The sequence below is a fragment of the Variovorax paradoxus genome (assembly GCF_029919115.1).
GTDB lineage: Bacteria > Pseudomonadota > Gammaproteobacteria > Burkholderiales > Burkholderiaceae_C > Variovorax > Variovorax paradoxus_O.
This window is the reverse complement of record NZ_CP123990.1, coordinates 2,256,182-2,275,475: the sequence shown is the minus strand read 5'-3', so window position 1 is coordinate 2,275,475 and position 19,294 is coordinate 2,256,182. Positions and strand designations below refer to the sequence as shown.

Here is a 19,294-nt window from a genome sequence, read left to right as displayed (position 1 = left end):
TCTCCAGACCTCGGTTCGGGCCCGTGCAGATTTGCAAGCGCGGCGCTAAGCTGTAACCACCCGATCCTCCACGGTGCGTGGCACCGTGGATCCAACCGCGACAAAGCCCTGAACATGTCCGACGAAACACCCGAAACCACTGCCGCCATTGCCCAGCCGATGCCCCTGGAGCCCGAACTCGACGAGGCCCGCAAGGAACTGGTGGCGCTGATCAACCGCATCACGGGCGGGCGCGACGGCACTGTGGAAACACCGGTGGCCGGCCTGCAGGTGTTCTGCATCAGCAAGCCCGACGGCCCCAAGCACGCCTTTGCCACCCCGGCGCTCGGGCTCATAGCGCAAGGCTCCAAGCGGATCATCGTGGGCGACGACATCTATGTGTACGACCCGATGCACTACCTGGTGACTTCGGTCGACCTGCCGGTGTGCGGCCAGGTGCGGCTGACGAGCGACAACGAGCCCTACCTGGGCGTGCGGCTGGAGCTGGCCATCGACGACATCGGCGAGCTCATCGGCGACGAGAAGCTGCCTGCCAAGGCCAATGCGCCCGCGTCGCGCGGCATGTATGTCAACCGCATTGCCATGCCGGTGCTGGAGCCGGTGCTGCGGCTCTTGCGGCTGGCTGAAACGCCGGAAGACGTGCCGATCATGGCGCCGCTCATCAAGCGCGAGATCATGTACCGCCTGCTGGTGAACGGCGAGGGCGCGCGCCTGCGGCAGATTGCGCTGCAAGACAGCCACACCCAGCGCATTGCCAAGGCCATCAGTGCGCTGCGCGTCAACTACGCGCAGTCGCTGCGCATCGAAGACATGGCGCGCGCCGTGCACATGAGCGTGTCGTCGTTCCACCATCATTTCAAGGCCGTGACGGCGATGAGCCCGCTGCAATACCAGAAGCAGCTGCGCCTGCAGGAGGCGCGCCGCCAGATGCTGATGGCCGGCGCCGACGTGGCGAGCGCCGCGCACAGCGTGGGCTACGAAAGCCCGTCGCAGTTCGCCCGCGAGTACGGCCGCATGTTCGGCGCACCGCCGCTGCGCGACAAGCGGCGTTGGCTCAGCGACGCGGAGAACGACGCGCAGTTGGGCGGTGCGGCCATGGCGGCCGCCTGAGCGTGGGGCGCCGGCGGCGGCTCAGCGGGACCAGCGCCAGTTTTCGATCTCGGGCATGTCCTTGCCGTGCCGCGTGACGTAGGCGCGATGCTCCAGCAGCTTGTCGCGCAGGTGCTGCTGCACATGGCCCGCGCTGTCCTGAAAACGACCGACCCTTGCAATGGCATCGGCCGCCAGGTGAAAGCGGTCCAGCCGGTTGAGCACGGTCATGTCGAACGGCGTGGTGGTGGTGCCTTCTTCCAGGTAGCCGTGCACATGGAAGTTGCCGTGGTTCGTGCGCTTGTAGGTGAGCCGATGGATCAGCGACGGGTAGCCGTGGAACGCGAACACCACCGGGCAGCCGGTGGTGAAGATCGAGTCGAACTCCGCATCGGGCAGGCCGTGAGGGTGCGCGTCGGGTGACTGCAGCGCCATCAGGTCGACCACGTTCACCACGCGCACCTTCATGTCCGGAAGCAACTCGCGCAGCAGGTCGACCGCGGCCATCGTCTCGAGCGTGGGCACGTCGCCGGCGCAGGCCATGACCACGTCGGGCGTGGCGCCTTCGTCATTGCTGGCCCACGTCCACACGCCCAGGCCCACCGTGCAGTGGCGCACCGCGGCGTCGATGTCCAGCCACTGCGGGCCGGGTTGCTTGCCGGCCACGATCACGTTCACGTAGTTGCGGCTGCGCAGGCAATGGTCGGCCACAGAGAGCAGGGTGTTGGCATCGGGCGGCAGGTACACGCGCACCACTTCGGCCTTCTTGTTGACCACATGATCGAGAAAGCCCGGGTCCTGGTGGCTGAAGCCGTTGTGGTCCTGCCGCCAGACGTGGCTGGTGAGCAGGTAGTTGAGCGAGGCGATCGGCCGCCGCCAGCCGATGCCGCGTGTCACCTTGAGCCACTTGGCATGCTGGTTGAACATCGAATCGACGATGTGGATGAACGCCTCGTAGCACGAGAAGAAGCCGTGGCGCCCGGTGAGCAGGTAGCCTTCGAGCCAGCCCTGGCAGAGGTGCTCACTCAGCACTTCCATCACGCGTCCCTCGGGTGACACGTGCTCGTCGCCGGGCAGGATCTCCGCGGTCGAGGTTCGCCCGGTCACGTCGAACACGTCGCCCAGCCGGTTGGACGCGGTCTCGTCCGGCCCCATCACGCGGAAGTTGCGTGATGCCGCGTTCTGGCGCATCACCTCGCGCAAGAACCGGCCTGCCACGCGCGTGGCCTCCGCATCTGCAGCGCCGGGGGAATCGACCGCGACGGCATGCTCGCGGAAGGGCGGCAGGGCCAGGTCCTTGAGCAGCAGGCCGCCGTTGGCATGCGGGCTGGCGCTCATGCGCTTCGCGCCCCTGGGCGCAAGGGCGGCGATGTCGGCACGCAACGCGCCGCCGGCATCGAACAGCTCTTCGGGCCGGTAGCTGCGCATCCAGTCTTCGAGCAGGCCCACATGGCCCGGCTTGCCGGAAAAGCCGGTGAGCGGCACCTGGTGCGAACGGAAGGTGCCCTCGATTGGCACGCCGTCCACCTGGCGGGGCCCGGTCCAGCCCTTGGGCGAGCGCAGCACGATCATCGGCCAGCGCGGCCGTTCGCTGAATCCGTTTTTCCGCGCGCGGGCCTGGATGGCGTGGATGTCGTCGAGCGCCTTGTCGAGCGCTGCCGCCATCAGGCGATGCATCTGCGCGGGGTCATTGCCGGCCACGAAGTACGGTTCGTGTCCGTAGCCTCTCATCAGTTGGGCCAGTTCTTCGTCGCCGATGCGCGCGAGCACGGTGGGGCCGGCAATCTTGTAGCCGTTGAGATGCAGGATGGGCAGCACGGCACCATCGGTCGCGGGGTTCAGGAACTTGTTCGAATGCCAGCTCGCCGCGAGCGCGCCGGTTTCGGCCTCGCCGTCGCCGACCACGCAGCACGCAAGCAGGCCGGGGTTGTCGAACACCGCTCCGTAGGCGTGCAGCAGCGAGTAGCCCAGCTCTCCGCCTTCATGAATGGAGCCCGGGGTTTCGGGCGCCACATGGCTCGGAATGCCACCCGGAAACGAGAACTGCGTGAAGAGCCGCTTCAGCCTCTCGGCGTCCTGCCCGACGTGGGGATACACCTCGCTGTAGGTGCCTTCGAGGTAGGTGTTGGCGACCACGCCCGGGCCGCCGTGCCCTGGGCCGGCAATGAAGATGGCGTCGAGCTCCCGCGCGTTGATGACGCGGTTCATGTGCGCATAGACGAAGTTGAGGCCCGGCGTGGTGCCCCAGTGGCCCAGCAGGCGCGGCTTGATGTGGGCCAACTCGAGCTTCTGGCGGAGCAAGGGGTTGTCCATCAGGTAGATCTGGCCCACGGACAGGTAGTTGGCCGCGCGCCACCAGGCATCGAGCAGCGTGAAGTCTTGCTCGGCAGCGGGCGAAGAGGCGAGGGGCATGGGCAGCTTTCGGCGGATTGGCTAGCCAAGTGTCAAAGCTTCGGGCGTGCCGTGGCTTGATGCTCATCAATGATCATCAACTGGTTGACGATGGTGCCGATGCCTTCCGCGCGGCGCACCGCACGCTCCACGGCGGCTTTCAGGCCTTCGCTGGCAAGCGTGCCCTGCAAGGTGACCACGCCGGCCGCCACGCACACGTCTACATCGCAGCCGACGACGGCGGGGTCCCAGTTCAGTTGGGCAAAGACTTCGTGCCTGAGTTCAAGATCGGGGTTCATTCCAAACCTTTCGAAAAAGAGAGTGTTCGAACAGGGGACCGTTCTTCTTTTTCGTTGCGCTCAGGGTGCAGGATGCCGCGATCGAGCCGAGGGTGCAAATGCAACCCCTGGCTTTTCTCGGGCGATTTTTGGGGCGCGACCGGCCGGTGGGCCGGCGGTGCTACGTGGCGCGTGTCAAGGCGTGAAGGTGACGCGCTTCGCGATGAGCACGCCGTTCTCGACCGTATCCCCGACCACGGAGACGCGGCGGCCGTTGGCCAGCTCGGCAATGGTTCCGCCTTCGAAGCTTGTACCTGGGCCGCTGGCGTTGACTTGCCGGCCCTGCACCTTGAAGTTCGATGGAGAGTGATACCCCCCGATGGCGCCGATGAGCGTGAAATCGACCGGCCCGCCGACGCCTGGCACGTTGCGGATGCGCAGTTTTTTCGCCACCAGGATGCCGTTGGCCATGAAGCCGTCGACTTCCACCTTCACGCCATTGCCGATCGATGTCGGGAGGCCCCCGGTGATCTGGGCATTGGACGCGTCGATTGCCGTTCCGAGAACCTTGAACTGGGCGTTGAGCGAGGTGTAGCTGGTAACGACGCCAGCAAGCTGCACCGCCGCGGTGTTCTGCGTTGGTATGGCGTACCAGCTCTGCACCTTGGTTGCGTTGAAAACGCCCGCAACCGGCGCTGCGATGCCGCGCACCCGGACAATCGTACCCTCGGTGAAGGTCGATGCATCGATGCCACCCGAGAACACGGCCCCGCCGTACTTCACCTCGAACTGGCCGAGCGTGAAGCTCTGCCTGAGCCGATCGAGGTTCTGCACGAACCCGGTAACCAGTGGTTCAACCGATGCGGGATTCAGCTCGACGCGGGTGGCACGCAGGCTGCCCGGCTCCGAGGGGAGGCCCCACACCTGCACTACAGCGCCCGCCGGCAGCTGGTTCAGGCTGGTCACGCCGCTCCACACCGTGGCGTTGTCTGTGGTGACGGTGGTGCCCATCACCACGAAGCTGCCGCCCGCGAGGTTGATGACCGAAACCGCGCCGCGCAGTTCAGCTGCCGAGACGACCTGCTGGGCCGTGGCAGCAGTAAAGGCGCTGTCGATCTTGCCGGCAATGCGCACGCTCATGCCGATCTGCAGTTCGCTCGTGTCTTCGAGACTGACGGTGGCTGCGTCCGTGTTGTAGCGCACACCGTTCAGGATGATGCTGCCGATTCCGCCCACCGAGCCCACGCCCGTCGCGTCGGCGGTGCTCACGCCGGTGCCGCCCGAGCCCACGCCCGAACCGTCGTCGGTACCGTTGCCCGCCGTGGTCGTGCCGTCGGTGCCGCCGCCTGTACCGCCCGTACCGCCGGTGCCGCCCGCGCCGCCCGCGCTCCCGGTGCCCGAACCGTCGGAGCCGCCCGCCGTGCCCGTGCCCCCGCTATCGCCGGCTCCGGTGCCCGTGCCAGTACCCGTGCTCGAACCCGTGCCCGTGGATGTACCCGCGCCACCCGAAGCCGAGCCGCCGCCAACGCCCACAACGCCTGCCGAAGTTCCGCCGCCACCGCCACCGCCGCACGAGAGCAGCAGCGCTATTGCTCCGGCAAAGAGGATGCCGCGCATCCATCTGTAGTGGTTCTTCATGGTGCTTTCTCTTCCCGCCTGGGCACAACGGCCGGCGCAATCGGCGCCGCGTCGTCTTCATAATAAGTGTAGATACCGACCCGGATGCGCCCTTTGGCGCCGCTCGGGGCTTGGTCTACAGCGCGCGTCATCTCGCCCGCCAGTTCTCGGTGCAGGGCGGACCAGCGTTCGCGCACCAGTTGATGGATGTTCTCGCAGTCTTCCAGCGCAAGTCCGCGAGCGTACACCGCGCGTTCGAGCATGCGGGGTTGCTCGCCAAGCGTGTTGGACACCGCCGCCAGCAGGTGGTCGCGGCCGTTGTCGCCCAGAAACGCCAGCATTGCCTGCAAATCGTCCACGGGCACGAAACCGTCGACCTTGAGTTCGGCGCAGCCGTTCTCCTCGGCCGCCATGTTCAGGCGCACCAGTTCGTCCAGGATGGTGCGGTGGTGCACGTTGCCGCGGCTGCCAAGCCTTGCCACCGCTTCGAAGGACGGCATGTCCTCGCCGTCGGCCGTGATCGGAAGCCGGTGGTACGCCTGGTTTTCGGACACCATCTGCAGCCACAGCGTGAAAGTCTTGGCGGCTGCGGACACTTCTGTATGGGGCAGGGCATCCGCCGGGGCGCGGACCTTGGAAGTCACGGCCTTGCGGTTAAGCCCGGTCGTAACCGACAACTGGCTGATATTGGGCTTTGCCACGCCCTGCTTGCGCCACGAAAGGGTGGCTTCCTCCAGCAGCAGGTCGCGCAGCAACACCTCCAGGTGCGGATGCTTCACACCCATGGCCAGGGCGAGCCGCACCACCGGCCGCAGGATGCGGCCGCAGGCGGCAAGTGCCCAGTCCAGTTGATGTTCCATGAAATGAGGCGTTTCTACTGATGAAATCGGCAGCGGCGATGTAAACGAACAGGGCCCAGGGCCGAGTTAGTGCACTATTGTCCGCATCGCCGAGGATCGCACAAAAAAGACCTCATTCATGCACCACAGGTACCCACACTGGTCCGGGTGATCGATGAACGCCCCGTGGCGCTTATTTTCACCACCCGCTCCTGGCTGCCGACCGGGGTGGCGCGGCAAATCGTGATGTTGGCCGCGGTGCCGCCGACACCGGTGGCGTCGAAGGTGAGGGCGCTCAGCCCGCCGCTGTCGCGCATCTGGTAGCCGCTGGCGGTGGCCGGTTGCTTCTGGATGACCCGCCCGTCGTTGCTCACGACGATCCATCCGGCTTCCCACTGGCCGTTGGTGGCGCAGGCGGTGCCGTTGGCCGAGGCGCACAGCGTTACGGCAGCGTTGCGCTTGATGGCTTCGCTGCGCGCCAGCTGGCTGCCGGCCACGAGATCGGTCGAATACGAGTTGAGCCGGCTCGAAAGCCGTATGTTGTCGAAGGAGGGCACGGCCACCGACACCAGCACGACCAGCACCACAATGGTGACCATCAGCTCCACGAGCGTGAAGCCGCGTGCGCGCATGCCGGAGGTTGTCTGCACCTTGCGCACCCTTTTACTTCTGGATGAACCAGTAGACGCGGCCCTTGGGCTGCGTGAAAGCGGTCTTCACCGCTGCACCCTTGGGGCTCAGGAAAGAGTCCGGGTTGGCGCCGATCACCACGTCGCGGAAACTGCCGTTCACCATGACGCGGCCGACCACGGGCGAGGGCGCAAGGCCGCCGCCGACCACGTTCTGGAACCGCGCACCCTGCGCTCCGGCGTTCAGGTAGGCCAGGTTGTAGACATTGGCCGTTCCCAGGTCGGCGCGGCAAGACTGGCGCACGGCCGGGTCGGTGGGCGTGTGGGTGTTGAAGGTGGTGTTGCCATAGGCGGTCACCGACGAAGTCACCACCTGTTCGCCCGGCGCGAGCACAAGATACCAGCCCTTCTTGGCCGCCAGGGCCGTAGGCGTGGGCGCGTCTGTGCCGGTAATGGCCAGCAGCGAGCCGTGGCACAGCAGCGAGCTGCCGTCGCAGTTGGTCGACTCGCTGGTCAGCCAGGTGTCGTCGGCCGGCTTGTCCACCATCATGTAGAAGCGGTTCGAGACGCTGAGCGCGGCGCTGTAGGAGCGCAGGGGCTTTTCGCGGTCGCCGGAGCCCAGCAGCAGTACGTTCATGCCGTTGTCTTCGACCACGTCGGGGCCGAACATGAACTTGCGGTTGGGCGTGCAGGTGGCTGTGGTGGTGGCGCAGCCGAGCGAGGCGATCTTGGTCATTTCCCAGCTGCCGGGTGCGGCTGAGCCTATCTTGATGCGGTAGACATTGCCGCCCAGGTCGGCCGCATAGGCAAGCTTGGCCAGGCCGGCGCTGTCGTTCACAACGGTAACTTCGCCGGTGACTCCCCGGTCGGTGTTGAAGGTCTTCAGCACATTGCCGGTGCTGCCGTCGAGCACGTAGATCCTGTTGCCCTTGGCGGCCGCGCCGCAGGCCTGGGCCGCAGAGGTGGTGTCGACGTCTTCGCACTTGTCGTACCCGCCGCCGAACATCACCATGGGCGAGTTGCCCGAACCATAGCCGGCCGACTTGACGATCTTCGGCGCCGACCAGGTCTGGCCGATGCCTGTCATGTCGTTTGCACCCGTGTCGCAGCCGAGGTCGTTGTCCTGGTTGGGGCAGCCCCTGCGCCATTTGAGAATGGGCGAGGCGGGGTTCGACACATCGAAGGCATAGACCAGGCGCCCGCCGCGGCGCATGCTTGCGTACAGCCAGGCTTCATTGCCCTGGCGGTAGGCGGCCATGGCGCCGTCCATGCCGTAGGGCTTGGGAGCGGTTGCGCCCACGCTGACTGGCAAGCCGGGGAAATTGATTCGCGTGGTGTTGTCGTAAAGCCGCTTGATGCTGCCGTAGAACTCCGGCGGCACGAAGGACCACATCTCGCTGCCGGGCGCCGCGGAGCCGATGGCGGCGGTCTGGTTGCCGTTGACGGCGCGCAGCATGCCGTCGTTGGCGCCATAGAACACCACCACCTGCGGCTGGTCGTCGCTGCCGTAGTTGATGGCCACGGGGCGGGAGTGAACCACGTCGCCGTGCACCGAGGGCCGCATGGCCGCGGAGGTCAGGGGGGTTCCGTCGGCGGCACGCCGCTCGTCGCCCTTGTTGTCCAGGCCGCGCAGCCATTCGATGAGTGCGCTGCGCTCGGCCTCCGTCGGCACGCCGAGCGCCTCTTTGGTGATGCCCGCCGTGTTGGTGGTGGCAAAGCTCGTCAGGGTCGAGCAGCCGCTTGCGGCGCAGGTCTTCACGTTGCGGTCGGCCGGGAGCACCTGCCGCAGCATGTAGCCTTGCGCGCCTTTTTCCACCACATTGCCGTCGGGGCTCTCGGCGGCCTCCTTGCCAAGGCAGTCACCGGCGGGCCGGAAGCTCCAGTAGGCGTCGGTGGCGCTTGGCGCAGGCGTCCAGAAACTTCGTGCGCAGGGCGCGATGAAGCCGGTCTGGTTGTTGATGGCGTTGGTTCCTGCGGCGTCTTGCAGGATGAGCTGGTTGTTGGTGTCCAGGCCGAGCTTGTATTGCTTGAGGTTGCCGTTCCAGCGCGGATAGGCGGAATCGTCGGGTCGGAACATGCCCACGAACACCTGGTTCAGATAGGTGCCCTGCGTGTTCACGCTCACGGGCAGGCTCACCGACGAGAACACGCTGTTGACCGACTGGATCTTGCTGAAGATGTCGTCGAGCGCGCTGGACAGCGCCTTGCCCAGGTCGGGCGTGGCGCTGAGGTCGTAGTACTCGCCCTTGCTCTGGGCGGCCATGCTCTTGAGCAGCGCGCTCCAGCCCGGCCCCTGGCCGCCGGTGGCCTGTGCGGCCTCGACGGTGTAGACCTTCACGCCCATGCTGGTCTGCAGGAACTTGGCCCATTCGTCGGCCACGTTGTCCTGCGAGCCGCTGGGGCTCAGCGGAATCATGGTGGTGCTGCCTCCGGCCGTACGCAGCGCGTTGGTCGAGGTGGTGGTGTCGCTGCTGTTGTCCTGCGCGGCGCCGTTGCTGATGTAGATGACGTAGGTGCCGATGCAGTTGGTGGTGTTCGGCCCGGTGTAGGTGCTGCTGTTGATGGCCGCCAGCGGGTTGTCGGGCAGCGCATAGATCGCCTTCGAAGCCGCGGTACCGAAGACATTGCCGGTGTAGTCGGCCTTGGCCTTGTTGTTGCCGCCCATCGGCGCGCCGCTCGAGAGATAGCGATACACCTCCGCCATCATCTTGCCGGCCTTGCCGCCGTTGGACTTGTCGTCGAGCTTGTCGAAGCTGCGGATCAGCGCGCCGTACTTGACCTTGTTGGCATCGTCCATCATGCGCACGCCGGCGCGCAGGTAGGCGCCGTCGATGTTCGAGTTGCCCCCGCCTGTTTCGCTGAACATCATCACGCCGACCTTGAACTTGCCCGCGGGCAGGCTCTCGAAGGCGCTGGCCAGCGCGTTGATCTCGGCAGTGAACGGCTGGTTCCAGTTGGCCGTGTTGTCCAGCACGAACAGCACGTTGGGCGCGTCCGTCACGGTCTGGTTGTAGCCGACGAACAGATCGATGTCTTCCGCCTGCGCCGCGGAAAGGCCGAACACCAGCATCGCGACGGCCCAGAACGGCCGGAAGAAGTTCTTTTTCATGATGTCGATCCGTTCATCGTCGTGATCATTCGCAGTAGAGGGCGCGGGGTCTGGCTACGAGCACAGGGCTTCGAATTGCTCTTTGCTCAGGAGCGCCCGAACGCCCTGGCGTACTGCCGTGACGGTGCCGCTGGCGGCGTCCGTCACGCTGGTGCTGATGTCCCACACCGAGTTGTATTGGTCGGGCAGGGCATTGAGCCCCGAGCCGCTGGTGGAAGAGCTGCCGCCAATGCCGCCGGGGCCCGCAGTGCCGCCGCCGCCCGTGTCGGTCGACTTGGTGGCGCGCACGCAGGTGGGCGGGGCGATGTCCACGGTGTAGTCGATGGTGCCGTCGTTGTTGATGTCCACTCGGCTCTGGGTGCCCAGCGGCCGGGCCAGCGAAGGCGATCCGTCCACGCCCGGCAGCAGCAGGGAGGAAGCCACTTCCTCGATGGCGCGGTTGGCCGCGGCCACCGCCTCGTTGCGGTTCTGCATGTTGCCCACCGACTTGAGGTTGGTGTTGCTGAGCGTGAACCCGGCCGTGACCGCAAGCGTGATCAGCACCAGCATGATCAGCCCGACGATCAGCGCCGCGCCGCCTTGCCGGCGCTTGGGCAATGTGGATGGCATCTTCACGGCGTTTCCCTGCGGCCGGTCACATTGGTCATGCGGATCGCCGTGGTGAACGCATGGCGCTTGTAGTGGTCGTTGAAGGGGCCGAGCGTTGCGCTGCCGAGGTTGTAGGTGCGCGTGTCCGTATGGCCCGGCGAAATCTCGGTGCTGCGTGCCACCACATAGAGCTTCACCGCGACCACGTTGATCAGCTGGTCGGCGGTGCAGGGTGAAGCCGTGCTGCAATGAACGAAGTTGCCGTCGGGGCTTCCGTCGCCGCGGTTCGTGGGGGCAGACCTGACGGCCGCATCCGCCCACGAGATGGCCTGGGCGTAGTTCACCGCCGCGCCGGTCTTGCTCAGCGTGTCCAGGCCCAGTTCCACGCGAAAGCCCTCGACACCTTCGATCAGAGGCACCGGCGGCTGCTGCGCCAACCCTGTGGCCGACAGGTCGAAGCGCGAACGTGCCAGCGTCGGAATGCCGTCGCCTACCGTGTCGGCGTAGTCGCGCACGTAGTAGATGTCGGAGATGAACTTGCGCTTGGGCGACGGCGTCGTGCAGTTCTTGCTCATCATGGTGGCAAAGCCGGCCGTGGTGAGGTCGAAATCCGAAGGCTTCTGCGTGCCGCAGAACGACGACTGAAAGTACAGCTTGCCCAGCGCGTCGGCTTCGCAGTTCGGCATGCCCGCCACGCAGGTTTCGGCATGGCGCACCACCAGCACGTCGGTGTTGGCCTTCTTGTTGGTGAGCAGGCCGGCGCAGCTGGCCGGCACGGCGTCGTAGGCCTGCACGGGTGTGTCGAGCAGGCTGCGCTTGTAGTCGTCGGTCCAGGTCGCGGCCGTATAGGGCAGGCATGGGTCGGGCGCGTTGCCGGTGGGCACCTTGGCGGGCACGCCCGAAACCGTGAGGTCGTCGAACTCGGGCATGTAGTTTTCCCAGAAGCCCGCGTGCGAGATTTCGTTTTCCAGCACAAACACGCTGAGCCGGCCGCTTTCGATCTGGCGGTTGACCTTGACCATCTCGCGCTGCGTGTTGTTCACGTTGAGGAACAGCGCAATCAGCGCGGCCAGCACGATCAGCATGATCGTGATCGACACCATCAGTTCGATCAGCGTCAGGCCGCGCTGGCGCAACAGGGCGCGGGCAGGGCGTGGCGCTCCGTGCGCAGAGGGTGCGCGCATCATGAAAGCGTTCCGATGCGCACCAGCGTCGTCACGATGCGGCGGCACCGGTCGGCCGTGCACTGGGGGTTTGGCGCCGTGGCGGTGGGAGCCACGTCGTACTGGTCCTTGCCGCAGGCCACGCCTTCGGGCGGCGCTGCAATGGGCACGAGGCCCTGCCAGGCCACGGTGACCATGTATTCGTTGTTGCCCAGGTCTTCCACGCAGCCGCGCCCGCCGATCATGGCGCCCAGCTTTGTGGCACCCGAGGTTTCGGCCGCGCCTTGCAGCGCGTTGCACCATTCCATGGCGTCCACCTGCTGGCGCGAGCCCGTGCCGGTCGGGCAGTTGATGCCGGCGCCGAGCGGCGAGCTCGTGACGTAGCTGGAAGCCAGCCGGCGGTTGATCGCGATGCGATTCGCCATGTCGTTGAGCAGGATCAGCGCCTGGGAGCGCTGGTAGGACTCCATCTCCGACGATTGGAGGCGGGCCTGCAAGCCCACCAGCCCGAACAGCCCGAAGGCGAGGATCAGCAGGGTGACCATCACTTCGAGCAGCGTCGCGCCGCGTTGCGCACCGGCGCGCCTGGAAAGCCGGCGGTTCGGACGGGGCTTCACCATTTGTCGGCCGGCGTTTTCGCGCCTTCGTTGTTGAGGGTGAGATTGCCGTCGGACGCCTGGCTTCCGCTGGGAGTGAAAGTCAGAACAAAGCCCGGAGGAGCTCCGGCCGCCGGCAGGGTGATCGTGTAGTCGTAATTGGCCGCGACTTCCGGAGGCAGCGAGTAGCCGCTGGCCGCCAGCGTCGTCTTGTCCGCGTAGCTGCGGTTTGCCAGCAGGAACTGCTGCTCCCGGTTGGCGATTTCCATCATCTGCGCCTGGGCGGCGGAGCGCTTGGCGCGGATCACGTAGCGCTGGTAGCTGGGCATCGCAATGGAGGCCAGGATCGCAACGATCACCACCGTGATCATTACTTCGATCAATGTGAAGCCATTGCGCCGACGCGAAAACGAGAGCTTTTTCATTCAGCGGGCCAGGTGATGATGTGTCAGATTGTATTTAAATGTGAATTTATCACATCCGCGCGGTAAATAGTGCCCTCAAGCACCGGTCTGTTCCAGTCCCGCCGGCCAGGGTGTCGTGTACCGGCACATACGAACCACCGACACATTCAACACTTTGAAAAGGATTCAGAGGCGAGGATGCTTCCGACTGATGGACGCTGGCGTCGTCCTACGCTCGTGCCCCGGCCGGCTCCCAGAATCCATTCATTGCCACTTTGCTCCTCGAGCAACAGGAGTCAAACGAAATGAATAGAGAACCTTCCAATCTCGGTTCGGGCGACGGATCCCGGCCCACCACCAGCGGTGGCGTGGACAACATCGGTGCCGGAGAAAAGTTCACCGGCAGTTCCTCGGCCACGGGCGAACAAGACTCGGCACCGGCTCCCGCCGAGCGCATGTCGAGCAAGCGCAAGAACGTGGAGGCATCGCGCCACGACGGTTCCGCAGCCTACGGGCTGAGGGAAGACCTGCGCTCGGAAACCAACAAGGAGCCGCGCAAGCCGTAACGGCGTGCACGGCCGAGGAGTTGCCATGACCTCAGAAAAAGCCTTCCCATTCCCCACGTCCAAGAACCACGGCAAGCCGGCCGTCGAACCGGCCAAGCCGGTCGAGCAGGCGCCCAGCGAGGAGGCGCTGGACAGCGGCGTCGAAGAGTCCTTTCCCGCCAGCGACCCGGTGTCCGTGACGGTGACCAAGGTCAAGCTGCCGAAGGCGCAGCAGGACAAGGACAAGGAAAAAGCGGACCAGGGCGCATCGGGCGGCGGCAGCAAGCAGAAGTAGCCGCCCCCGGCGCCAGGCACCCAACAGAAACCGCGAACAACGGGCAAGGTTCTTGCACGCTGGAGCATGCCGCCCGGGCAACCACCATGGCAGGACCCGGCCTTGGGCGGTAGATTGCGCTCCTGCCCCGGCGGCAGAGATCGGTATCACTACTTTGCCCCTGAGGAGTGTTCGTGGACGCATGGTCGAGCCAGCAGCTTTCCACCCTGTACGGGCGCGAGATCTTCCGATCGCGCAAGGCGGACGAAACCCACGCACTGGTAACCCATGAGCTGAAGGCGCACCGCAGCACCTGGGGCCGCGGCAGTGTCGATGCAGTCTTTTGCCGGGCCGAACTGAGCGCGCTGTCGCTGTGCATCCTGCGGTATGGCTGCGATGTCGACATCGAGCCCGACACGCTGGGCAACTTCGTGCTGGTCCAGATGCCGCTGCGCGGCCATGCCGAAGTGAATACCGGCGGCCAGACGGTGCAGATCCATCGGGGCCAGGGGGCGGTGGTGTCCGCGCACAAACCCGTGCGGCTGCGCTGGCGTGCCGACTGCGAGCAGCTGATGCTCAAGATCGACCTGGCCCGCCTGCAGGACGTGGCGCGCCGCACGTTTGCCGCCAGGCCCGCGGGCGGTTCGGCGGGTGCAACTGAAATCGGCGAAATCGATTTCGAGCTGCCGCTCCGGCTCGACGACGCAGCCGGCACGCAATGGTGCCGCATGGTGGCAGGCCTCGCATCGCTGCTGCCGTCTGACACCCGTGAGCCGTATGACCCGCGCTGGCTGGCCCACTACGAAGACAACCTCATGCTCTACCTTCTGTGCCACCGGCCCAACTCGGTGCGGCAGCAGCACGACGCGTTGCGGCTCGGCTCCGAGGCGGCCAGCATGCGGCAGCTGCGGCTTGCCGAGGAGTTCATGCGCAGCCGGCTCGATGCGCCGCTTTCGGTGGAAGACGTGGCAGAGGCTGCGGGTGTGTCGCGCCGTGCGCTGGGCCTGCTGTTCAGGCGCCATCGCGATCTTTCGCCCATGGAAGTGCTTCGCAACATGCGGCTCGATGCTGCGCACGCCCAACTGGCGCGGCACGACGGTGCGAGCGTGACCGAGGTTGCTTTCAACTGCGGCTTCTCGCACCTGAGCCGCTTTGCCGCCTGCTACCGCGAGCGCTTCGGCCGGCTGCCGCGCGAAACATCGCGCGAGCCGGCCCGGCACTAGAACCGCAGGCGCGCCAGTCGGCTTCTCAGGCCGGCTTCATTGCGCACTTGGCGGAAGAGCTGTCCTGGTAGTTCCGCAGCACCGTGCCGATCACCTTGTTGGCGATGCGTCCGCTGGCGTCCTTGCCGATCACGCGCAGGTAGTAGTTCTGAATGGGGAAGTTGTTGGCGCCATAGCTGAAGTCGCCCCGCACCGACTTGTACCTGGCGGCCTTGATCGCCTTCAGCAGCGCCGGCCGGTCGGCCACTTTGCCGCCCACGTCACGCACCGCCGCGTCCATGGCCATGAGCACGTCATAGGCCTGGCCCGCATAGAACGATGGATTGCGCCCGTTGTTCTGCTGCCGGAACGCCTCCACGAAGCGCTTGTTCGCAGGGTTGTCGAGGTCGTAGGACCAATGCGCGGTGTTGAAGAGTCCGAGCATCGGCTCGCCGACGGCGGGAATCATGTCTTCATCGGCCGAGAACGCCGTCGAGATCAGCGCCACGTCTTTCGACAGGCCCGCGCCGACAAACTGCTTGATGAAGCTCACGCCCATCGCGCCCGGCAAAAAGAAGTAAAGCGCGTCGGGCCGGGCTGCGCGGATCTGCGCGATTTCGGCGGAGTAGTCGAGCTGGCCCAGCTTGGTGTAGAGCTCGTCGCTTATCGCACCCTTGAAGTTGTGCTTGAAGCCGTTGATCGCATCCCTGCCGCCGGGGTAGCTCGGCGCAATGAGCGCAACCTTCTTGAAGCCCTTGTCCGAAGCGAACTTGCCCGCTGCCTCGTGGTATGCGTCGTTCTGGTAAGACGCGCCGAAGAAATAAGGGTTGCATTTCGCCCCCGAGTAGTCGCTCGGCCCGGTGTTGCTCGAGAGATAAGGCACCTTGGCCGCGAAGAGCGGCGCGCCCACTGCAAGCGCGACCGTCGAGCCGACGGGGCCGGTGAACAGGTCGATCTTGTCGCGCAGCAGCATGCGCTCGACCACCTGCCGGGCCATGTCGGGGCTGCCGCCGGTGTCGGCCTCCACAAATTCGACCGGCACGCCGCCGAGCTTGCCGTCCAGTTGCTTCATTGCCACCGCAAAGCCGGCCTTCGCCTCGGCGCCGCCCACGGCAAACGGGCCGGAGAGGTCCATTGCAAGCCCGACCTTGACGGTTGGCGCCTGGGCCAGGGCCTGCGGTACGAATGCGGCCGTGACGGCGAGGGCCAGCAAAGCGATGCCGGTTGTGATTCTTGCCTGCGACATGAAAGATCTCCTCAAGGGGTGATTCGGACGGCGTGGGGTGCAACAAAGGTATGTATGCGCGGGCCGAGTCTCCATGGCGCGCGGATCGCGGGCTATCCACTTCTTGCGCGGCATGCGCCTGCAAGAAGTGGACAGACAACGTGCCGGGCGCTCCACAGAATCGTCCGCCGAACCCCACCACTTCGGAGACTCGCCCCATGAGCCAATACATCGACATCGCAGCCGCAGACGGCCAGGCCTTTCGCGGCTACCTTGCATTGCCGCCTTCGGGGCAAGGCCCCGGCATCGTGCTGTGCCAGGAGATCTTCGGCATCAACGACTACGTGCGCGAGGTTGCCGACCTCTACGCCGAAGAGGGCTATGTGGTGCTCGCGCCCGACCTGTTCTGGCGCATGGAGCCGAATGTCGAACTGGGCTATTCGCCTGAAGACTGGCAGCGCGCGTTCGGCTTCTTTCAAAAGTTCGATGTGGCCGCCGGCGTTTCGGACATCACGGCCAGCGTGAAGGCGCTGCGTGCGCACCCGGCATGCACCGGCAAGGTGGGCGCGCTGGGCTTTTGCCTCGGCGGAAAGCTCGCCTATCTGGCAGCCGCGCATTCGGGGGTCGACGCGGCGGTGGGCTACTACGGTGTCGGCATCGAGGCAGACCTTGACGTGCTGCCGAAAATCCACTGCCCGATTGCGCTGCACTTTGCCGAGCTCGACAAGTTCTGTCCGCCCGAAGCGCGCGAGCAAGTGTTGGCGGCCTTTGCAGGCAAGCCCGGTGCGCAGATGTATGTGTACCCCGGCGTCGACCACGCATTCGCACGCACCGGCGGCGAGCATTTCGACAAGCCCTCGACGCTCATGGCCCACCAGCGCTCCATGGCGCTTTTCAAAGACGCCATCGGGCCCGTGTACGACCTGTCGGCTCTCTGGGACAAGCACTGCGAATACGAGTTTGCGACACGCGACGTGGTCGCCACCATGGGCACGATGGTGAGCGAGCCCTATGTGAACCACATACCTACCATGACGGGCGGCGTAGGGGCCAGGGAGCTCTCGCGCTTCTACAAGCACCACTTCATTCCCACCACGCCGCCGGATACGCGGCTCACCCCCATCTCGCGCACCGTGGGGGCCACGCAAATCGTCGACGAGATGCTCTTCTGCTTCACCCACACGGTGGAAGTCGACTGGATGCTGCCGGGCATTGCGCCAACCGGCAAGGCGGTCGAAATTCCGCTCGTTGCCATCGTCAAGTTCCGGGGCGACAAGCTCTATCACGAGCACATCTATTGGGACCAGGCCAGCGTGCTGGTGCAAATTGGCCTGCTCGATACGAAGGGCTTGCCGGTGGCGGGCGTGGAAACGGCGCGCAAGCTGGTGGACGAGCACTTGCCGTCGAACACGCTGATGCCGCGCTGGCAAAAGTCGGCCAGCCTGACCATTGCCGATCCGGCCCTGCCGCTGGGATGATGGCCGCCGGCCAGGCAATGCTCGAACCGCTGGTGCTCGACATCTGAAGACCACAGTTCAGGAGACCCATTTTCATGACCATCGACCTGCAGGCGCTCGTGCAGCCTGACCGCGTGCACAAGCGCGTCTACACGGACCCCGCCATCTTCGAGCTGGAGATGGACCGCGTCTTCGGGCAGGCCTGGCTCTACGTCGGCCACGAGAGCCAGGTGCCCAACGTCGGCGACTACTTCACCACGCGCCTCGGGCGCGAACCCGTGGTGATGGTGCGCCACACCGACGGCGCCGTGAACGTGCTCTACAACCGCTGCCCGCACAAGGGCGCCAAGATCGTTCCGGACGGCAGCGGCAGCGCCGGCAAGTTCTTGCGTTGCCTCTATCACGGCTGGACTTTCAAATGCGACGGCAGCCTGCTCTCCGTGCCGCTGCGCAGCGGCTACGAAGACACCGCGCTCGACCTGAAGGCGCAGCAGCATTCCGTGCGCAAGGTGGCGCGCGTGGCCAGCCACCGCGGCTTCGTGTTCGCGAGCCTGGCTGAGGAAGGCCCCGAGCTCGTCGAATTCCTGGGCGGCGTGGCCACCTCGCTCGACAACTTCTGCGACCGCGCCCCCGACGGCGAAGTGGAAGTGGCCGGCGGCGTGCAGCGCGTGATCCAGCGCAACAACTGGAAGATATTCTTCGAGAACCTGCACGACACGATCCATGCGGTGGCCACGCATGAATCGTCCTGGCGCGCAGCCAAGGAAGAGTTCGAATCGATGCCCGCCGGCACGCCCAAGCCCTTCGAAGTGGTGATCGTCGACGGCAACGGGGAGCCGCTGGAGTTCTGGGAAAAGCTCGAACTCAAGGGTTACGACCACGGCCACGGCTTCATGGAAGGCATCTTCGTGCCGCCCACCGACCCGGTGAGCCTGGCCTATGTGGCGGCGCTCGAAGCGAAGCAGGGCGCGGCTCGCGCCGACCAGATCTTGCGCGTGAACCGGCACAACACCATCGTGTACCCGAGCTGCTCGCCGCACACCTCGTTCCAGCAGATCCGGGTGATACGGCCGCTCTCGGTGGACCGCACGCTGGTGGAAATTTTCAGCTTTCGGCTGAAGGGGGCGCCGGAGGCCACATTCCAGCGCACGCTCAAGTACACCAACATCGTCAATTCGCCCTCGTCGAACGTGATGCCCGATGACCTTGAAGCCTACAACCGCGTGCAGGAGGGCCTGGCCTCCGACGGCGGCGACTGGGTCAGCATGCATCGCGGTATGGGGCGCGACCAGCCCCTGCCGGGCGGCCGGTCTTCCAACGGCAACAGCGAAATGCCGCCGCGCAACATGTTCGGCGCCTGGGCTGCGTACATGGGCGTTCAGGCTGGAGGCGCCGAATGACCTTCACCGACTGGCAAGAACAACAGGACATTTCACAATTTCTGTTTCATGAGGCGCGCCTGCTCGACGAGCACCGCTGGGACGAATGGCTGCGGCTTTTCACGCCCGATGGGCTCTACTGGGTACCGCTGGTCCACGGGCAGACCGATCACCTCAACCACGCCTCGCTGTTCTGCGAAAACGCCTTGCTGCGCTCGATGCGGGCTCGGCGGCTCGAGCAGGCCCGCGCCTATTCGCAGCAGCCACCGACTCGCACCGTTCATGTGCTGGGCAACATCTCGCTCGAGTCGCGCACCCAGGGCGGTTGCGTGGTGCGCTCGACTTTCCATCTGCTCGAGTGGCGCAAGACCGAGCAGCGCGCCTTCGGCGGCAGCGTGCTGCACACCTTGCGCCGCGAAGGCGACGCGTGGCGCATTGAAATGAAGCGCGTAGAGCTTGTCAATTGCGATGCGCCGCATGAAGCCTTGCAGGTGTTCATGTGACCAAGG

The 19,294-nt window shown here is 65.6% G+C and carries 18 protein-coding genes; 7 read left to right on the top strand and 11 right to left on the bottom strand.

What is annotated here, in order from left to right; all coding sequences use genetic code 11:
- Positions 1-114: 114 nt before the first annotated feature.
- The gene (locus QHG62_RS11080) at positions 115-1,110 is read left to right on the top strand and encodes an AraC family transcriptional regulator (RefSeq protein WP_281150904.1); all 996 of its coding nucleotides are present in this window, start codon (positions 115-117) and stop codon (positions 1,108-1,110) included.
- Positions 1,111-1,131: 21 nt separating this feature from the next.
- On the opposite strand, the gene QHG62_RS11075 is transcribed toward QHG62_RS11080, so the two are convergent.
- The 10 genes from QHG62_RS11075 to QHG62_RS11030 form a co-directional block, all read right to left on the bottom strand.
- Positions 1,132-3,501, bottom strand: coding sequence for a phosphoketolase family protein (locus QHG62_RS11075; protein ID WP_281150903.1), 2,370 nt, complete (start codon positions 3,499-3,501; stop codon positions 1,132-1,134).
- A 32-nt stretch (positions 3,502-3,533) separates the two neighbouring features.
- The gene (locus tag QHG62_RS11070; protein ID WP_281150902.1) at positions 3,534-3,779 is read right to left on the bottom strand and encodes a BON domain-containing protein; all 246 of its coding nucleotides are present in this window, start codon (positions 3,777-3,779) and stop codon (positions 3,534-3,536) included.
- A 174-nt stretch (positions 3,780-3,953) separates the two neighbouring features.
- Entirely contained in the window at positions 3,954-5,396 is a 1,443-nt protein-coding gene (locus QHG62_RS11065) for a DUF5666 domain-containing protein (protein ID WP_281150901.1), read from the bottom strand.
- On the bottom strand, positions 5,393-6,235 hold the full coding sequence (locus QHG62_RS11060) for a DUF6502 family protein (protein ID WP_281150900.1): 843 nt from the start codon (positions 6,233-6,235) through the stop codon (positions 5,393-5,395). The genes QHG62_RS11065 and QHG62_RS11060 overlap by 4 nt, the downstream gene beginning before the upstream one ends.
- A 116-nt stretch (positions 6,236-6,351) precedes the next feature.
- Positions 6,352-6,864 (bottom strand): GspH/FimT family pseudopilin, encoded by a 513-nt coding sequence (locus tag QHG62_RS11055; RefSeq protein ID WP_281150899.1) that lies wholly within the window; start codon positions 6,862-6,864, stop codon positions 6,352-6,354.
- Positions 6,865-6,877: 13 nt separating this feature from the next.
- Complete coding sequence (locus QHG62_RS11050; protein ID WP_281150898.1) at positions 6,878-9,952, bottom strand: pilus assembly protein; 3,075 nt, start codon at positions 9,950-9,952, stop codon at positions 6,878-6,880.
- Between the two features lie 54 nt (positions 9,953-10,006).
- Positions 10,007-10,561: a pilus assembly PilX family protein gene (locus QHG62_RS11045; protein ID WP_281151588.1), complete on the bottom strand. Its 555-nt coding sequence runs from the start codon at positions 10,559-10,561 to the stop codon at positions 10,007-10,009.
- Positions 10,562-10,563: 2 nt separating this feature from the next.
- A complete protein-coding gene (locus tag QHG62_RS11040; RefSeq protein ID WP_281150897.1) occupies positions 10,564-11,727 on the bottom strand; it encodes a PilW family protein in 1,164 nt (387 codons plus the stop codon).
- A complete protein-coding gene (locus QHG62_RS11035) occupies positions 11,724-12,323 on the bottom strand; it encodes a pilus assembly protein (protein ID WP_281150896.1) in 600 nt (199 codons plus the stop codon). Before QHG62_RS11035 ends, QHG62_RS11040 begins: the two co-directional genes overlap by 4 nt.
- Entirely contained in the window at positions 12,317-12,724 is a 408-nt protein-coding gene (locus QHG62_RS11030; protein WP_281150895.1) for a type IV pilin protein, read from the bottom strand. The genes QHG62_RS11035 and QHG62_RS11030 overlap by 7 nt, the downstream gene beginning before the upstream one ends.
- Positions 12,725-13,008: 284 nt before the next feature.
- Between QHG62_RS11030 and QHG62_RS11025 the strand changes: the two genes are divergently transcribed.
- From QHG62_RS11025 to QHG62_RS11015, 3 genes are all read left to right on the top strand, one after another.
- Positions 13,009-13,269: a hypothetical protein gene (locus QHG62_RS11025; protein ID WP_281150894.1), complete on the top strand. Its 261-nt coding sequence runs from the start codon at positions 13,009-13,011 to the stop codon at positions 13,267-13,269.
- Positions 13,270-13,294: 25 nt separating this feature from the next.
- The gene (locus QHG62_RS11020; protein WP_281150893.1) at positions 13,295-13,543 is read left to right on the top strand and encodes a hypothetical protein; all 249 of its coding nucleotides are present in this window, start codon (positions 13,295-13,297) and stop codon (positions 13,541-13,543) included.
- A 173-nt stretch (positions 13,544-13,716) separates the two neighbouring features.
- On the top strand, positions 13,717-14,745 hold the full coding sequence (locus QHG62_RS11015; RefSeq protein WP_281150892.1) for an AraC family transcriptional regulator: 1,029 nt from the start codon (positions 13,717-13,719) through the stop codon (positions 14,743-14,745).
- A 25-nt stretch (positions 14,746-14,770) separates the two neighbouring features.
- Here QHG62_RS11015 and QHG62_RS11010 read toward each other — a convergent pair whose 3' ends face one another.
- On the bottom strand, positions 14,771-15,970 hold the full coding sequence (locus tag QHG62_RS11010; protein WP_281150891.1) for an ABC transporter substrate-binding protein: 1,200 nt from the start codon (positions 15,968-15,970) through the stop codon (positions 14,771-14,773).
- Between the two features lie 197 nt (positions 15,971-16,167).
- Between QHG62_RS11010 and QHG62_RS11005 the strand changes: the two genes are divergently transcribed.
- From QHG62_RS11005 to QHG62_RS10995, 3 genes are all read left to right on the top strand, one after another.
- A complete protein-coding gene (locus QHG62_RS11005; protein WP_281150890.1) occupies positions 16,168-17,427 on the top strand; it encodes a dienelactone hydrolase family protein in 1,260 nt (419 codons plus the stop codon).
- A gap of 74 nt (positions 17,428-17,501) precedes the next feature.
- A complete protein-coding gene (locus QHG62_RS11000; RefSeq protein WP_281150889.1) occupies positions 17,502-18,806 on the top strand; it encodes an aromatic ring-hydroxylating dioxygenase subunit alpha in 1,305 nt (434 codons plus the stop codon).
- Entirely contained in the window at positions 18,803-19,288 is a 486-nt protein-coding gene (locus tag QHG62_RS10995; protein ID WP_281150888.1) for an aromatic-ring-hydroxylating dioxygenase subunit beta, read from the top strand. Before QHG62_RS11000 ends, QHG62_RS10995 begins: the two co-directional genes overlap by 4 nt.
- Positions 19,289-19,294: the final 6 nt, after the last annotated feature.

Excerpts from the sequence above, each read along its gene's own strand:
- QHG62_RS11005 (WP_281150890.1), top strand. The coding sequence starts at position 16,168 with ATGAGCCAATACATCGACATCGCAGCCGCAGACGGCCAGGCCTTTCGC.
- QHG62_RS11010 (WP_281150891.1), bottom strand. The coding sequence starts at position 15,970 with ATGTCGCAGGCAAGAATCACAACCGGCATCGCTTTGCTGGCCCTCGCC.
- QHG62_RS11030 (WP_281150895.1), bottom strand. The coding sequence starts at position 12,724 with ATGAAAAAGCTCTCGTTTTCGCGTCGGCGCAATGGCTTCACATTGATC.
- QHG62_RS10995 (WP_281150888.1), top strand. The coding sequence starts at position 18,803 with ATGACCTTCACCGACTGGCAAGAACAACAGGACATTTCACAATTTCTG.
- QHG62_RS11040 (WP_281150897.1), bottom strand. The coding sequence starts at position 11,727 with ATGATGCGCGCACCCTCTGCGCACGGAGCGCCACGCCCTGCCCGCGCC.
- QHG62_RS11035 (WP_281150896.1), bottom strand. The coding sequence starts at position 12,323 with ATGGTGAAGCCCCGTCCGAACCGCCGGCTTTCCAGGCGCGCCGGTGCG.
- QHG62_RS11075 (WP_281150903.1), bottom strand. The coding sequence starts at position 3,501 with ATGCCCCTCGCCTCTTCGCCCGCTGCCGAGCAAGACTTCACGCTGCTC.
- QHG62_RS11025 (WP_281150894.1), top strand. The coding sequence starts at position 13,009 with ATGAATAGAGAACCTTCCAATCTCGGTTCGGGCGACGGATCCCGGCCC.
- QHG62_RS11070 (WP_281150902.1), bottom strand. The coding sequence starts at position 3,779 with ATGAACCCCGATCTTGAACTCAGGCACGAAGTCTTTGCCCAACTGAAC.
- QHG62_RS11080 (WP_281150904.1), top strand. The coding sequence starts at position 115 with ATGTCCGACGAAACACCCGAAACCACTGCCGCCATTGCCCAGCCGATG.
- QHG62_RS11045 (WP_281151588.1), bottom strand. The coding sequence starts at position 10,561 with ATGCCATCCACATTGCCCAAGCGCCGGCAAGGCGGCGCGGCGCTGATC.
- QHG62_RS11060 (WP_281150900.1), bottom strand. The coding sequence starts at position 6,235 with ATGGAACATCAACTGGACTGGGCACTTGCCGCCTGCGGCCGCATCCTG.
- QHG62_RS11020 (WP_281150893.1), top strand. The coding sequence starts at position 13,295 with ATGACCTCAGAAAAAGCCTTCCCATTCCCCACGTCCAAGAACCACGGC.
- QHG62_RS11065 (WP_281150901.1), bottom strand. The coding sequence starts at position 5,396 with ATGAAGAACCACTACAGATGGATGCGCGGCATCCTCTTTGCCGGAGCA.
- QHG62_RS11000 (WP_281150889.1), top strand. The coding sequence starts at position 17,502 with ATGACCATCGACCTGCAGGCGCTCGTGCAGCCTGACCGCGTGCACAAG.
- QHG62_RS11050 (WP_281150898.1), bottom strand. The coding sequence starts at position 9,952 with ATGAAAAAGAACTTCTTCCGGCCGTTCTGGGCCGTCGCGATGCTGGTG.